Annotated in this window: 18 protein-coding genes; 11 read left to right on the top strand and 7 right to left on the bottom strand. The window is 66.3% G+C overall.

Translation table 11 applies throughout. The features are described 5' to 3' along the window. Positions 1-422, top strand: a 422-nt coding sequence (locus tag Y704_RS23165; protein WP_035771397.1) for a cupin domain-containing protein, incomplete at its 5' end; no start/stop codon positions are given. 95 nt (positions 423-517) lie between these two features. After that, positions 518-1,084, top strand: coding sequence for a type 1 glutamine amidotransferase domain-containing protein (locus Y704_RS0102725; RefSeq protein WP_026548966.1), 567 nt, complete (start codon positions 518-520; stop codon positions 1,082-1,084). A gap of 62 nt (positions 1,085-1,146) precedes the next feature. On the opposite strand, the gene Y704_RS0102720 is transcribed toward Y704_RS0102725, so the two are convergent. Further along, the gene (locus tag Y704_RS0102720; protein WP_026548965.1) at positions 1,147-1,743 is read right to left on the bottom strand and encodes a LysE/ArgO family amino acid transporter; all 597 of its coding nucleotides are present in this window, start codon (positions 1,741-1,743) and stop codon (positions 1,147-1,149) included. A gap of 69 nt (positions 1,744-1,812) precedes the next feature. Here Y704_RS0102720 and Y704_RS0102715 point away from each other — a divergent pair, with 69 nt between their 5' ends. The 6 genes from Y704_RS0102715 (at position 1,813) to Y704_RS0102690 (ending at position 6,029) form a co-directional block, all read left to right on the top strand. Next, positions 1,813-2,688: a LysR family transcriptional regulator ArgP gene (locus Y704_RS0102715; RefSeq protein ID WP_026548964.1), complete on the top strand. Its 876-nt coding sequence runs from the start codon at positions 1,813-1,815 to the stop codon at positions 2,686-2,688. A 93-nt stretch (positions 2,689-2,781) separates the two neighbouring features. Next, positions 2,782-3,705 carry a DUF2797 domain-containing protein gene (locus Y704_RS0102710; RefSeq protein WP_035771395.1) on the top strand — a complete coding sequence of 308 codons (924 nt, stop codon included), beginning with the start codon at positions 2,782-2,784 and terminating at the stop codon, positions 3,703-3,705. A 22-nt stretch (positions 3,706-3,727) separates the two neighbouring features. Then, entirely contained in the window at positions 3,728-3,958 is a 231-nt protein-coding gene (locus tag Y704_RS0102705) for a hypothetical protein (protein WP_026548962.1), read from the top strand. 57 nt (positions 3,959-4,015) lie between these two features. Next, positions 4,016-4,465, top strand: coding sequence for an FAS1-like dehydratase domain-containing protein (locus tag Y704_RS0102700; RefSeq protein ID WP_026548961.1), 450 nt, complete (start codon positions 4,016-4,018; stop codon positions 4,463-4,465). A gap of 2 nt (positions 4,466-4,467) precedes the next feature. Next, entirely contained in the window at positions 4,468-4,905 is a 438-nt protein-coding gene (locus Y704_RS0102695; protein ID WP_026548960.1) for a MaoC family dehydratase, read from the top strand. 8 nt (positions 4,906-4,913) lie between these two features. Continuing rightward, on the top strand, positions 4,914-6,029 hold the full coding sequence (locus Y704_RS0102690) for a UDP-N-acetylmuramate dehydrogenase (protein ID WP_155850196.1): 1,116 nt from the start codon (positions 4,914-4,916) through the stop codon (positions 6,027-6,029). A gap of 649 nt (positions 6,030-6,678) precedes the next feature. Here the strand turns inward: Y704_RS0102690 and Y704_RS0102685 are convergent. After that, complete coding sequence (locus Y704_RS0102685; protein WP_026548958.1) at positions 6,679-7,641, bottom strand: acyl-CoA thioesterase; 963 nt, start codon at positions 7,639-7,641, stop codon at positions 6,679-6,681. 160 nt (positions 7,642-7,801) lie between these two features. On the opposite strand from Y704_RS0102685, the gene Y704_RS0102680 reads away from it, so the two are divergent. Next, the gene (locus tag Y704_RS0102680; protein ID WP_026548957.1) at positions 7,802-8,278 is read left to right on the top strand and encodes an SRPBCC family protein; all 477 of its coding nucleotides are present in this window, start codon (positions 7,802-7,804) and stop codon (positions 8,276-8,278) included. A gap of 25 nt (positions 8,279-8,303) precedes the next feature. Here the strand turns inward: Y704_RS0102680 and Y704_RS18555 are convergent, their stop codons facing one another. From Y704_RS18555 to asd, 3 genes are all read right to left on the bottom strand, one after another. After that, positions 8,304-8,651 carry a DUF7793 family protein gene (locus tag Y704_RS18555; RefSeq protein ID WP_155850186.1) on the bottom strand — a complete coding sequence of 116 codons (348 nt, stop codon included), beginning with the start codon at positions 8,649-8,651 and terminating at the stop codon, positions 8,304-8,306. 62 nt (positions 8,652-8,713) lie between these two features. Then, a complete protein-coding gene (locus tag Y704_RS0102670; protein WP_155850185.1) occupies positions 8,714-9,142 on the bottom strand; it encodes a hypothetical protein in 429 nt (142 codons plus the stop codon). A gap of 109 nt (positions 9,143-9,251) precedes the next feature. After that, positions 9,252-10,403 carry an aspartate-semialdehyde dehydrogenase gene (gene asd, locus Y704_RS0102665; RefSeq protein WP_026548955.1) on the bottom strand — a complete coding sequence of 384 codons (1,152 nt, stop codon included), beginning with the start codon at positions 10,401-10,403 and terminating at the stop codon, positions 9,252-9,254. A gap of 167 nt (positions 10,404-10,570) precedes the next feature. Here asd and Y704_RS18550 point away from each other — a divergent pair, with 167 nt between their 5' ends. After that, positions 10,571-11,422: an LssY C-terminal domain-containing protein gene (locus Y704_RS18550; protein ID WP_051476623.1), complete on the top strand. Its 852-nt coding sequence runs from the start codon at positions 10,571-10,573 to the stop codon at positions 11,420-11,422. A 7-nt stretch (positions 11,423-11,429) separates the two neighbouring features. Here Y704_RS18550 and Y704_RS0102655 read toward each other — a convergent pair whose 3' ends face one another. Further along, entirely contained in the window at positions 11,430-11,975 is a 546-nt protein-coding gene (locus tag Y704_RS0102655; RefSeq protein ID WP_026548954.1) for a dihydrofolate reductase, read from the bottom strand. Continuing rightward, entirely contained in the window at positions 11,972-12,793 is an 822-nt protein-coding gene (locus Y704_RS0102650; RefSeq protein ID WP_026548953.1) for a thymidylate synthase, read from the bottom strand. Before Y704_RS0102650 ends, Y704_RS0102655 begins: the two co-directional genes overlap by 4 nt. A 213-nt stretch (positions 12,794-13,006) precedes the next feature. Here Y704_RS0102650 and Y704_RS25100 point away from each other — a divergent pair. Beyond that, positions 13,007-13,381: AMP-binding protein (locus Y704_RS25100; RefSeq protein ID WP_253904218.1), on the top strand; the 375-nt coding region annotated here is incomplete at its 3' end.

The raw sequence follows: 13,381 nt of genomic DNA, 5'->3' as shown, positions 1-13,381 counted from the left end.
ATCTCGAGCTCCTCCTGCCGCTGGCACAGCTTTTCCGGACTCCGCTGGAGGAGCTGATCGGCGCTCCGTCGACGGGTGATCCGCGCATCCATCTCCGTCCCGTCAACCGGAAGGGAACCACGGTCATCCCGCTGACGCGCAGACCGGGCGGGGTGCAGGCCTTCAAGATGGTCCTCCCCGGCAGCGCGCGGGACAAGGAGCCGGATCTACGGGTTCATGAGGGATATGACTGGGTGTACATCCTCAATGGGCGCCTGCGGCTGGTCCTGGGGAACGAGGACTTCGTGCTGGTGCCGGGGGAGGCGGCGGAATTCGACACCCACACCCCCCACTGGTTCGCGAGCGCCGATGAGAATCCCGTGGAGTTCCTCAGCCTGTTCGGACACCAGGGCGAGCGCATGCACGTCCGGGCGAAGCCATAGGGGGTTCCGTAAATCATCTGAGCAGCTTGCTTGGGGAAGGCACGGTTCATAGGGTGGAAAGGTAAGGCATCGCGACTCTACTCTTGGGAGAAAACATGTCAGTGCACGATATCTCAGGCAAGAAGGTAGCCTTCCTCCTCACCGACGGCGTCGAGCAGATTGAACTGACGAGCCCCTGGAACGCCGTTGAGGAGGCCGGGGGAGTGCCGACGCTCGTATCCCCCAAGGCCGGCACCCTGCAGGGGTTCGACGGCCTGGACAAGGGGGAGACGTTCACCGTGGACCTGGCAGTCGCCGATGCCAGGGCCGAGGATTTCGATGCACTCGTCCTGCCCGGGGGTGTGGTGAACGCAGACTTCCTGCGGGTGGACAAGGATGCGCAGCAGTTCACCCGGGCGTTCTTCGAGCAGCACAAGCCCGTCGCGTCGATCTGCCACGGCCCGTGGCTGCTGATCGAGGCGGGGGTGGTCAGCGGCCGTGACGTCACTTCCTACCCGACCCTCGCGACCGACCTGCGCAATGCGGGCGCGAACTGGAGCGACGAGGAGGTCGTCGTCGACCAGGGCCTGGTCACCAGCCGCAATCCCGGTGACCTCGACGCCTTCAACGACAAGCTCCTCGAGGAGATCGCCGAGGGCGAGCACGAGGGCCAGACGGCCTAGGGATGGTGGAGGAAGCGGGGCGGCGCAGGAAGCCACGCCTGCGCAGGGCGCCGGCTGCGGGTTCAGCCCCGGATCAGTCTGACGGCCAGAGCCAGCATCACCACACCGATCACCAGGTCGACCACCCGCCACGTCCGCGGGCTGTTGAGCACCCCGGACAGGGCTCGCGCTCCATAACCCAGGGCGGAGAACCACAGGACGCTGCCGACGATCGCCCCGGCGGCAAAGACCCACCGGGCATCAGGGCCGTGCTGGTTGGCGAGGCTGCCCAGCAGCATCACCGTGTCGAGGTAGACGTGGGGGTTCAGGAAGGTCAGTGCCAGAGTGGTGGTGATCACTGACCCCCGCGATCGCGGGGTCCCGGCGGTCGGGGATGACGGCCTCAGCGCAGAATTGAACGACCGCACCGCCCACCACGCCAGGTACGCGGCCCCACCCCACCGCAGCATGTCCAAAGCCTCTGGAAAACGGGAGACCAGGGCTCCGATCCCGACGGTGCCGACCAGGATCAGTACCGCGTCACTGACCATGCAGAGGGCCACGACCACCCCCACGTGCTCCCGGCGGATGCCCTGGCGCAGCACGAACGCGTTCTGGGCGCCGATCGCGATGATCAATGCCAGTCCGGTCATCAGTCCGGTACCTCCGATACTGCACATGGCTCGACTGTACGAAGGCCGAATGATTCAGACAAACGAATGATCTGACGGATGCATTAGCTTTGCTTCATGAACCTCGAGCACCTGCGCGCTTTGGCCGCGATCATCGACGAAGGTACGTTCGAAGCCGCCGCGGATGCCCTGAGGATCAGCCCCTCGGCGGTCAGCCAGCGCGTGAAAGCCCTGGAGGCCTCTGTAGGGCAGGTCGTGGTGCGCCGCGGCATGCCCTGCACGCCCACTGAGGCCGGCTCGGTGCTGTTGCGCATGGCTCGGCAGGTGCAGGTCATCGAGGCGGACACCCGGCAGGCACTGGGACAGGGAACCTCGTCCCGGATGGTGATGCCGGTGGCCGTCAACGCCGACTCCCTCGCCACGTGGTTCATCCCGGTCCTGGCCGACGCTGCCGGCTGGTCGGACACCACACTGGACCTGCACGTGGAGGACCAGGACCACAGCAGCCGCCTCCTTCGTCGGGGAGACGTTGTCGGAGCTGTGACTGCCGACCCGCTTCCCGGCAACGGATGCCGGGTCGAGCAGTTGGGCGTGATGCGCTACGTTCCTGTGGCCACACCCGGGTTACGGACCCGGTTCACCCATGATGCCGCCCTTGACTGGGCGGGCATGCCCGTGCTCCGGTTCAACACCAAGGACGACCTGCAGAACCTGGTCCTTCGTCTCCGCGGTGTCGAACAGCCCCCGCCCGCGCACACCGTGCCGTCCTCCGAGGGATTCCTCGCTGCCCTCCGGGCCGGCCTGGGATGGGGTATGATCCCCGAGCTCCAGCTCGGAACAGGACTTGCCGACGGATCACTGGTGCTGCTCGAGGATCACTCGCACCACGACGTCGCCCTCCATTGGCAGGTCTGGACACTGGACTCATCACGGCTCAACCGCGCCACCGCGTCCATCCGCAACGCCGCACGACAACAGCTCTACGCCAGGTAACGGGGCAGGCGAAGGAGGATTCAGGCCGCACATCATCTTCGCCGTCATCGCAATGGGCCTGCCCTCATCAATTGCTGCATCTAGGGTGGTTGGATGGTCCCTTCCCCGCAGTACCTGTGCAGTGGCGTGACCTGGCACGGCTCCTCCCCGGCCCTGGCCCTCGAATCCCCCGACGGCGAATCGGGGAACCTGCCGTTACTGCCCGGAGCACGTCTTGCCTACAGGATCGGGGAGTCCCCGGCAGCGAAGTTCTGCCTCGGTCACCACAGGGTGCACGACGCCGAAGCACGCACCCACGTCCGCTGCCCCGCGCAGGCGGCGGCGGACCGCGGGTACCAGTGCGGGAGATGTATCGCCCGGGACGACCTTCGGTTCATGCACGACATCCATCGCTCCGGGATAGCACCCGAGGGGCTCAAGCTCTATCTGGACCAGCCGCACTGGCTCTACGTCGCCACGTTCGCCGGCGGCGCCACCAAGGTGGGGACGGCGTCGGACCTGCGGAAGCGCCCCCGCCTCGTTGAGCAGGGCGCGCTGAGCGCCCAATATGTCGCGTCGGCGGACAACGGTCGTGTCGTGCGCATCCTCGAGGACGAGGTGACGCATGTCCTCGGGCTGACCCAGGCCGTGCGGTCCTCAGCGAAAGCGGCCGCCCTGCTCGCGCCGCTCACCGCGAAGCGGCTCGACCGTATCAACGGGGAGCATGCGGCCGCGGCCCGCGACCTGCTGGCGAACGATGTGGGCATCGGAGGCTTCACCGTGGTGCAGGAACCGTTTCTACCACCGGCGTCGTGGAGTGCGGTGCTCGCTGCGCAGCAGTTACAGCCCTATCCCGAGCCGTTGGATACCGGGGAGCACGGGTTCACCCTGGGCCCGATGATCGGTTCCTGCGCGCTCGTCTTGATCGACGGGTCAACTGTCCCGTTCCTCGCGGACCTGTCCCACCTCAAGGGCCGGCGGATCGAGCCCGGGAACTACGCCACCGCCATACCCGCCGTGCAGGAGTCCCTGTTCTGAGGTGAACCAGTAAACTTGCACCATGCTCAATACCCCGTGGGAAACCGGCTCGGCCCTGTACCGGAGGCTCCTGGTTTCCGCTCTGGTGATCACCGGTGTCGGCATCCTTCTCGCCGTGTCCGGCGCGATCTCGGAGTGGAACGCCCTGGTCTTCGGCGCGATGCCCGTTATCGTCGCGGGCCTTGCCTGCCATATCGCCGGTATGGTGGTGCGCGCAAGGGACGTACGACGGCGCTCGACCGCGCGCCGCTGAGCGTCCTTCCACCCACCTGCCCTTGACGCTTCGTCACGCCCCCTTTGGAGGACACCCATGACCATCGATCCAGACCTGCAGGGGCGAAGCTACCCCGCCGGGGACAGCTTCACGGTTGGCCGCGAAGCCATCCGGGACTTCGCCAGGGCGGTGAAGGCGGCCAACCGCGCACACTACGACGTCGACGCCGCCCAGGCGCTCGGTCACCGTGATCTGGTGGCACCCCCGACCTTCGCCATCATCGTCGCGCAGCGGGCGGACGCCCAGCTCATCGCCGATCCGTCCGCCGGCATCGATTTCACGCGCGTGGTGCACGCTGACCAGCGCTTCGTCCATCACCGCCCCATCGTCGCCGGCGACGAGCTCGTCGCCGAACTCCATGTGGACCAGGTCCGCGCGATGGGGGGCGGCGCGATGATCACCACACGCGCCGAGATATCCACGGTGGACGGCGAACGAACAGCCACCACGATGTCGTCCCTCCTGGTACGCGGAGAGGAGCAGTAGCCGTGACTGTTGAATTCGGGACCCTAGAAGTGGGCCAGGAGATCGGGTCGGCCACCATTGAGATCACCCGGCAGGACCTCGTGAAGTATGCCGGGGCGTCGGGCGACTTCAACCCCATCCACTGGAACGAGTCCTTCGCGGTGGGCGTGGGTCTGCCCGGCGTCATTGCGCACGGCATGTTCACCATGGGGGCCGCCGTGCAGCTGGTCAGCGACTGGGTGGGGGACCCGGGCGCCGTCGTCGACTTCCAGACGCGTTTCACCAAGCCGGTGGTCGTGGAGGATACGACCGCCGAGCCGGGTGCCGCGGGTGCCGTCGTCGAGGTTCGTGGGGTGATCGGAGCCCTCGACGATGCGGAGAAAACCGCGCGGGTGGACCTCACGGTGATGTACGGGGGCCAGAAAGTCCTGGTCAAGGCGCAGGCGGTCGTGAAGCTGTGACGGAGCAGATTGCTGGATCGATGCTGGCGTCCCTCACCACCGCGGGCGTGGGCGGACCCGCAGGCAAACTGGTCGAAGCCGGCACAGAGCAGGAGATCATCGACGCCGTCAGCGCCGCCGATGATGCCGGCGAGCCGCTGCTCATTCTCGCGGGCGGGTCGAACCTGATCATCTCCGATGCAGGCTTCGGGGGGACGGTGGTCCGCATCACCTCGTCGGGCTTCACGGTGAACGACGACGACGCCTCGTGCGGGGGTGTGATGGTCAACGTGCAGGCCGGCCAGGACTGGGACGAACTGGTGGAATACACCGTGCTCCACGCTTTCTCCGGCCTTGAAACCCTCTCCGGCATCCCCGGGTCCACCGGCGCGACTCCGGTGCAGAACGTGGGCGCGTACGGCTCCGATGTCTCGCAGACCATTGCCACCGTGCGAACCTGGGACCGCGAAACCCGCGCCATCAAGAGCTTCACGAACTTCGAGTTGAAGTTCGGCTACCGGACCTCGCTGCTGAAGCGCACCACAGTGAACGGGTCGCCCCGCTACGTGGTGCTGAGCGTCGAGTTCCAGCTCGGACTCGGACGGATGGGTACGCCCATCAGGTACGCCGAGCTTGCCCGCGCACTCGATGTGCCTGTCGGAAGCCGTGCCTATGCCAACGATGTGCGGCGCGAGGTGCTGAGGCTTCGGTCAGCGAAGGGCATGGTGCTCGACCCGCCGGACCGTGACACCTGGAGCACCGGTTCGTTCTTCACCAACCCCATCGTGCCGGAGTCGGAAGCGTCGGGCCTGCCGGTGGATGCGCCTCGGTTCCCCGCCGGGGAGGAGGGCAAAGTGAAGCTCAGTGCTGCCTGGCTGATCGAGAATGCCGGGTTCGCGAAGGGCTTCGGTCTTCAAACGTCTTCGGAGAACGGCCGGCCCGACCAGTCGAGCCGCGGCGCCGACATGCCGACGGCCGGTGGAAGGGCGTCCCTGTCCACGAAACACACCCTTGCCGTGACGAACCGTGGGGGAGCGAGTGCCGAGGACCTGCTGGGCATCGCACGGCTCGTCGCCGACGGGGTGGAGCGGACGTTCGGGATACGCCTGCACCCGGAGCCGCTGCTCATCAACTGCTCCTTGTGAGCAATTCCCGCCCCCGATGAAGCCTCGTGGCACGACCCCTCGGCGGCACGACCCTTCGGCGGCACGATCCTCGGTGGTCGACGGCCGGCCGAACCCTGGCCGTCGTGGTCAGGCCACCCCGTACCCGGTCGAGTGCGCACCAATAACGCCTATCTCAGTCGAAACCGGTAAGTGCTGCGCACCGGATGGGGCCATCGGTAACTCCTGTGCACCCGATGGGGCCATCGGTAACTCCTGTGCACTCGATGGGGGTTTCCCCCACGAAAGTGGTGCATCCAGCTCCGGATGGTGAGCGCACCACATTCCTGAAGAAGGTAGTACCGCTTGTCAGGTGCGGTACGAACGGCCGTCCTCGTCGTCAGGCATTACATGCCCTGTCGAGTGCACAGTAATGACGCCTATCTCAGCCGAAACCGGTAACTGCTGCGCACCCGATGGGGGTGGCTGGTAACTGCTGCGCACCCGATGGGGGTGGCTGGTAACTGCTGTGCACCCGATGGGGCCGCCGGTAGCTGCTGTGCGCCCGATGGGGGTGCCGGTAACTGCCCAGGTCGGGTTCGCACCGGTGCTGGGAGTCTCGCGGCACGCGGTGAATTCTGTCGGGGCCGGCCGGGATCGCTGGTGCGCCCCCAGACGCTCGTAGCTGCCATCAGCTGAGCAGATGATTGGGCAGCCGGTTCCCCGGCGCGTGTCCGCGAATCTCAAGGAGTTCCCGCGCATGTGCAGCCAGCCGTTCATCCTCCTCGGAGCGGGGCCGCCACGCGGGTATGGGAACCGACGTGCCGCTGTCGTCCCGGGCAACCATGACCGTGAGGCAGTAGGTGGTCAGCCGCATCTCGGTCCCGGTTGCCTCGCCTGACCGGACGTGCACGGCGATATGCATCCCCTTCTTTCCCGTGTAGACGAGGCGTGCCTCGACTTCCACGACGTCACCGATGAGCAATGGACGATAGAACCTCACGCCGCCGGAGAACACCGCCACGGTGTGGCGGCCGGCGTATCTCGAAGCGCACACATAGGCTGCCTCGTCGATCCAGGCCATCACCGTGCCGCCGTGAACTTTGCCTCCCCAGTTGACATCCGTGGGGGCGGCGAGAAAGCGCAGGGTAACGCGTTCGGCGGTTCCTTCCTCGGTGTACTCCTGCTTGTTCATCGCCGCCACGATCTCCTCACGGACCGCGATCCTGGCGACTGCATTGTCCCTGCTGTGGATCTCCTCCTTGGTGGAGGGTTCGAAGGGCAGAACCGGAACCGGTTTTCCGTTCGGACCCACTGCCACGAAGATCACCAGGCACTGCGAGCGCATCGTGGCGTCGCCGCCTTTGACATCACCCGAGGAGACCACCGTCTGGATGTGGATGGAGGACCGCCCGGTATGGACGATGGTGGCCTGAACCTCCACCATGTCCCCCACCCTGACGGGGTCGGCGAAGTGGATGTTGCCGACGTAGGCGGTCACGCAGTAGGACTTCGACCACCCGACGGCTGCGGCATAAGCGGCCTTGTCCACCCACTCCAGCACCGTGCCGGCATCGACCGATCCGCTGTGGCCGAGGTCCGTCGGCGCAGCGAGGAAACGAAGGGTGATGGACTTGGCGGCTGTTCCGGTCATGGGTCTCCAATGGCAACTGAGGCAGCTGATACGGCTCTTTCCATTCCTATCACCGTCCCGGCACCACCAGTTTTTGTTACGGATTCTCCCTGCCTGCGGGAAAAGAAATACCGTTCCGTGAGGTGGTGGGGTTGCGTCGCCGCAGGAATAGGATTGCGCCATGTCTCCCTATGAAGTGACGCGCAGCGCCGTCCTCCCCGCTCCCGCCGAGGACGTTTTCCCCCTGGTCAACAGCTTCCATGAATGGACCAGGTGGTCGCCCTGGGAATCGGTCGACCCGACGATGGAACGGAGCTACTCCGGCAGCGATGCCGGTGTGGGCGCGAAGTATGCCTGGAACGGCAACCGGAAAGCCGGGGCGGGATCCATGGAGATTGTCGAGTCCACTGAACCGAGCGGCATCAGGATCCTCATCACGTTCACGAAACCCTTCAAGGCGCGGAACCCGACGTCCTTCACGTTCACACCGGTGGGAAGTACGACGCGGGTGACCTGGACGATGACAGGCGAGAATAAAGGAATCGCGAGGATCTTCGGCGTGTTCATGAACATGGACAGAATGATCGGCTCCGACTTCGAGCGGGGTCTGGCCTCACTAGCAGGCGCCGTCGCAGGCGGAAGGCCCGAGCACACCTGAGGCTGGCCGCCGCGACGGCGCGGAGCTAGCTCAGAAGCCAATGCAGCCCGTCCGGCTCAGAGGTGAAGTAGCGGATCGCCATCGGGGACCGGTGCGAGAACGCGGCCATGACCTCATCGACCGGGTCGCCGCCGATCAGGGCCACCCGCGGAAATTTCCTGTAGTTCACCATTCCCTCGCGTGCCTCGGGTGTGACCATGCGTATTCCGCTCATGGTGACCAGCAGGGGCAGCGCGGAAGGGCCGTGCAGGTCAGCGAGCGCTGAAGCGGCGGCGACACCGACCGCGTGGGTGATTGCTGTCCCCGGCGTCCACCGGAGCCGAAGGAAACCCTCGTCGAGCTGAACGCTGAACGGCGGGGCTTCCTTCGGCACGGACATTCCTTCATCGAGCAGGCTGGGGTGGTTCGAAGATCCTGGCAACGGGCTGCAATACGTCACGTGACCGCCGACCGTCGGGCGCGCTCCGCTGCTGCGCGGGTCAGGACCACGTCCTCCCAGGACGATGTGCGCTCGACCAGCTGCCGCGAGCAGAGCCACTGGGCGAGCCGGGACGCCAAACTGATCTGCGCAAGCCGGTCATGGAAGTCGGGCAGCAGATGCGGGCCGGTGAGGAATGTGGGGAGGGCGTGCAGGAGTTCCTCTGCGCCCAGGACGCGCGCATAGGCGGAATCGGGCTGGAACTGGGCCTCGAGCCCGAGAAGCTGGGCACTCGGTGCACTGAGCAGGGAAATGCCGTCCTTCTCCAGGAACAACCGCAGCTGCCGTTGAACCCGCGCGTAGCGAAGCTGAGTCTCTGGATGCCTTCCATGGCCGCTCGCGGCGAAGAAGCGCTTCAGGATGGTATCTACGTTGGCGTCGTCCATGCGCATATCATCCCTACGCCCTCTGACATTTCCGGTCAGCGCCCAGGTGGGCGGTACCGGCGTCGAGGCCGGACGCCGGAGTGACGTCCGGACAGGATTTGAGAGCCTGTCAGAGGTTGCCGGTTGCAATCAGCAGCATCCGGCGCAGCGGCTCCGCTGCACCCCAGAGGAGCTGATCCCCCACGGTGAAGGCGCTGATGTACTCCGGTCCCATCTCGAGCTTGCGGATCCGGCCCACCGGGATGTCCAGCGTTCCCGTGGCAGCGATCGGCGTCAGTCCTGCCACGGTGGCTTCCCGGGTGTTCTCGATGACGCGGACCCAGTCGTTGTCCGCTGCAAGAAGCTGCTCGATCTCGCTCACCGGGACGTCCTGCGTCAGTTTGAGGGTGAGCGCCTGCGAGTGCGAACGCATGGCGCCCACCCGCACGCACAGGCCGTCGAACGGAATCCGCCCACCGGTGAGGTCGGTGCCGAGGATCTTGTTCGTCTCGGCTCCCGCTTTCCACTCCTCCCTGGACTGCCCGTTTCCGAGGTCCCCGTCGATCCACGGAATCACCGACCCTGCCAGCGGAACCCCGAACTGGCTGGCGTCCAGTTCGGGATGCCGCTGCTGCGTGAGTACCGCGCGGTCGATGTCGAGGATGGCCGACGCCGGATCGTCGAGGTTCAGGGCGACGCTCCCGTGGAGAGCCCCGAACTGCGTCAGCAGTTCCCTCATATGGCGTGCGCCCCCGCCGGAGGCGGCCTGGTAGGTCATCGACGTGCCCCACTCGACGAGCCCGTTGCGGAACAGTCCGCCGAGGCCCATGAGCATGCAGGAAACGGTGCAGTTGCCGCCGATGAAGTCCTTCACCCCGCGGGCGAGGCCGGCGTCGATCGCCTGCCGGTTGACAGGATCGAGCACGATGATGGAGCTCGGCTCCATCCGCAGCGTGGATGCCGCATCGAGCCACAGGCCGTCCCAGCCGGCGTCGCGAAGCTTCGGATACACCTCAGCCGTGTAGTCGCCGCCCTGCGCGGTGACGATGATGTTCAGTTTGGCGAGCGTTTCGACGTCGTACGCATCCTCCAGCGGCCCGGCGCCGGCGGCGAATGACGGTGCCCGGCCCCCCGCGTTGGACGTCGAGAAGAAGACGGGGTTGACGAGGTCGAAGTTCCCCTCGTCCTGGAGTCGCTGCATGAGGACGGAGCCCACCATGCCTCGCCAGCCGACGAACCCCACCGAGGGCAGGGGGACGGAATCTGCTGCAGCTGAAGTCATGGAACCAGTTTACCGGGCATGGTCCGCTGCCCCGGTGATCGCACCGCGCTGATGCCCAGGGCACACAGCAGTGGTGCGGGAAGAACTGCCCGGAAAGCGTATGTTCCCGGTGATCACGATGCTGGTTCAACGAGAGCGCACCGAAGGGCGGCACCCATACTGGGTGAATGAATGGACCGCCGCGCATCCCCGAAGCCGGCCCCACGCGCTGGTCCGGAAGATTCACCGGCACCGCAGTGCTCTGGGGCCAGCGAGTGTTCTTTCTCGTGGTGACGGTCCTCTCCGGGTGGGCCATCTACGAGCTTTTCCTCGAGGAGATCGACGACGGCGACCGCCAGCCCTGGGTATTCGTGATCATCTGGGTCTTGACCGCTTACGTGCTGCTGCCGCGGATCAACAGGCTCCTCACGCACATCTATGTACCGGACTACTTCATCGGGCGAACCCGCACCGCCGACGGGCTTCTTGGTGATCCGGTCAACCTGGCCGTCCTGGGCGGCGTCGAGGATCTTCGGTCCGCCATGCTGTCCGTCGGCTGGATCGAAGCCGATGCACTCGGGCTCCGCAGCAGTTGGCGGATCATCACAGCGTCGGTGCTGCGCCGCAGCTACCCTTCAGCGCCGGTCAGCGCACTCTTCGTCTTCGGGGAAAAGCAGACGCTTGCGTTCGAACAGGAGGTGGCCGGCAACCCCCGGCAGCGCCACCATGTGCGGTTCTGGTCCTGTCCGCCGGGGTGGAAGCTGCCGGGAGGTTTCGACGTCGACCTCGTCGGGGCCGCGACGTTCGACCGGAGTGTGGGGGTATCGCGGTTCACCTTCCAGATCACCCACAGGATTGCTGCAGACACGGATACCGAGCGGGACTGGGTGGTGGCCTCGCTCCAGGGGGCAGGTGCCACCGCTCACCATGTCCGCCACTTCTCCACCGGATACCACAGCCGCAACGGCGGCGGAGACGCTATCGAGACGGACGGCGACCTGCCGATCCTGCATCTGGGAACACCAACCCGGATGGATTGACAGTTCTCTAGGAAGCGCGCGTCCAGAGGCTGATCCGGTACCGTTTCCCGTTCTCCGCGGTCAGCCACCCGGTCTCGGGCGTCAGGGCGCTGAGATTCCAGTCGGCGTCGAGCAATGGAGCGAAGGTGTCACCCTCCACCTCGTCCTCGATCACGGTCACGAAAGCCGCATTGGCCCGGGTCAGCGCCGCGTGGTACACCATGCTGCCGCCGATGATCCACACTTCCTCGCCCCCGGTGCTCGCCAGCGCGGCATCGATTCCGGCATCGACAGAATCCACGACGACAGCTCCCTCGATCGCGTCCGAGCTCGTCACCACGATGTTGGTGCGGCCAGGCAGGGGCCGGAATCGATCGGGGAACGACTCCCAGGTCCGCCGTCCCATCACCACGGGGTGGCCCGACGTCGTGCTTTTGAAGTGGGCCAGATCCTCCGGGACGTGCCAGGGGATTCCGCCGTCCCGGCCGATCACGCCGCCCTCGGTCTGCGCCCAGATCATGCCGATCACCGGACCTGCGCCCACGACGTCGCGCGCGTTCAGCTGCCCGCTCATACGGCGATCGGCGCCTTGATCGTGGGGTGGTGCTGGTAGTCGATCACGTGGAAATCCTCCAGAGAGTAGTCGAAGATGCTGTCCGGCTTTGTGCTGAGGTGCAGGCGCGGGTAGGCGTAGGGCTGCCGCGACAGCTGCTCGTTCACCTGGTCCACATGGTTGTCGTAGATGTGGACATCCCCTCCGGTCCAGATGAACTCGCCGGGCTCCAGCCCGGTCTGCTGGGCCACGAGGAGGGTCAGCAGGGCGTAGGACGCGATGTTGAAGGGGACGCCGAGGAAGGTGTCGGCCGAGCGCTGGTACAGCTGGCAGGAAAGCCTGCCCGGGCCGCCGTCCCGGCCGGGGGAGACATAGAACTGGAAGAACGCATGGCACGGGGGCAGCGCCATGTTGGAGAGTTCGGACACGTTCCACGCCGAAACCAGGTGGCGCCGGGAATCCGGGTTAGTCTTCAGACCCTCGATGACCTGGGCGATCTGGTCGATGTGCCCGCCGTCCGGCGTCGGCCAGGACCGCCACTGGACGCCGTAGACCGGACCGAGCTCGCCGGCGTCGTCCGCCCACTCGTTCCAGATGGAGACGCCCTGGTCCTGGAGCCACGCCACATTCGATTCGCCGCGCAGGAACCAGAGCAGTTCGAGGGCCACCGACTTGAAATGCACCCGCTTGGTGGTGATGAGGGGGAAGGACTCGCTGAGATCGAAACGCAGTTGGCGGCCGAAGACGCTCCTCGTCCCGGTTCCCGTGCGGTCGCTCTTCGCCACCCCGTTCGCCATCACGTCGCGCAGGAGGTCTTCGTAGGGGGTGGGGATGGGAATGCTCACCCCGCCAGTCTATTGCGCCGTGGAACCGCGGGTCGCCCGCTAAACTTGGGTGCGCCGCAGCTGGGCAGGCGGGACGGCGAAGTACCAGGCCACCTGCCGTTCATTTCGCTTCGGAAGAATCGCCCCGTGACGACACCCCAGCACGACGACGGCGCCGCTGCACCGGCGGCCGGCAGTCCACCGTCCCCGCCGCGTCCTCCGTCGTCCGTGAGCGCCCGGTTCGCGGCCTCGGGGCGTGCCCCGTCCCCGCGGACCCTTCTCGACATCCTCGACGCGACGGCCCGGGACCACCCCGACGCCTCGGCGCTTGACGACGGCTCGGCCGCGCTGAGCTACACGGAGCTGCTCGCCGAGGTCCACCGCTTCGCCGGGGTACTGGCGGCGGCGGGACTGGGAACCGGTGACACCGTGGGGGTGCGCATCGCGTCGGGCACGAACGGGCTCTACATCGCGGTCCTCGGAATCCTTGCGGCGGGAGCGGCCTATGTGCCGGTGGACGCGGACGACCCCGAGGATCGGGCGCACGTGGTCTTCACGCAGGCGGGCGCGGCCGTCGTCGTCGGCGAAGGCCACGTGCTCGTG

The organism is Arthrobacter sp. Br18, from assembly GCF_000520555.1.
Taxonomy (GTDB): Bacteria; Actinomycetota; Actinomycetes; order Actinomycetales; family Micrococcaceae; genus Arthrobacter_D.
Note: the sequence above shows the minus strand (reverse complement) of the source record. Positions and strands in the feature narration are given on the sequence as shown.

Coding starts and splice junctions, on each gene's coding strand:
- Y704_RS0102655 (WP_026548954.1), bottom strand. CDS start 11,975: ATGAGCGGGCAGCTGAACGCGCGCGACGTCGTGGGCGCAGGTCCGGTG.
- Y704_RS0102710 (WP_035771395.1), top strand. CDS start 2,782: ATGGTCCCTTCCCCGCAGTACCTGTGCAGTGGCGTGACCTGGCACGGC.
- Y704_RS0102700 (WP_026548961.1), top strand. CDS start 4,016: ATGACCATCGATCCAGACCTGCAGGGGCGAAGCTACCCCGCCGGGGAC.
- Y704_RS0102715 (WP_026548964.1), top strand. CDS start 1,813: ATGAACCTCGAGCACCTGCGCGCTTTGGCCGCGATCATCGACGAAGGT.
- Y704_RS0102720 (WP_026548965.1), bottom strand. CDS start 1,743: ATGTGCAGTATCGGAGGTACCGGACTGATGACCGGACTGGCATTGATC.
- Y704_RS0102725 (WP_026548966.1), top strand. CDS start 518: ATGTCAGTGCACGATATCTCAGGCAAGAAGGTAGCCTTCCTCCTCACC.
- Y704_RS0102670 (WP_155850185.1), bottom strand. CDS start 9,142: ATGGACGACGCCAACGTAGATACCATCCTGAAGCGCTTCTTCGCCGCG.
- Y704_RS18550 (WP_051476623.1), top strand. CDS start 10,571: ATGAATGGACCGCCGCGCATCCCCGAAGCCGGCCCCACGCGCTGGTCC.
- Y704_RS0102685 (WP_026548958.1), bottom strand. CDS start 7,641: ATGACCGGAACAGCCGCCAAGTCCATCACCCTTCGTTTCCTCGCTGCG.
- asd (WP_026548955.1), bottom strand. CDS start 10,403: ATGACTTCAGCTGCAGCAGATTCCGTCCCCCTGCCCTCGGTGGGGTTC.
- Y704_RS0102705 (WP_026548962.1), top strand. CDS start 3,728: ATGCTCAATACCCCGTGGGAAACCGGCTCGGCCCTGTACCGGAGGCTC.
- Y704_RS0102680 (WP_026548957.1), top strand. CDS start 7,802: ATGTCTCCCTATGAAGTGACGCGCAGCGCCGTCCTCCCCGCTCCCGCC.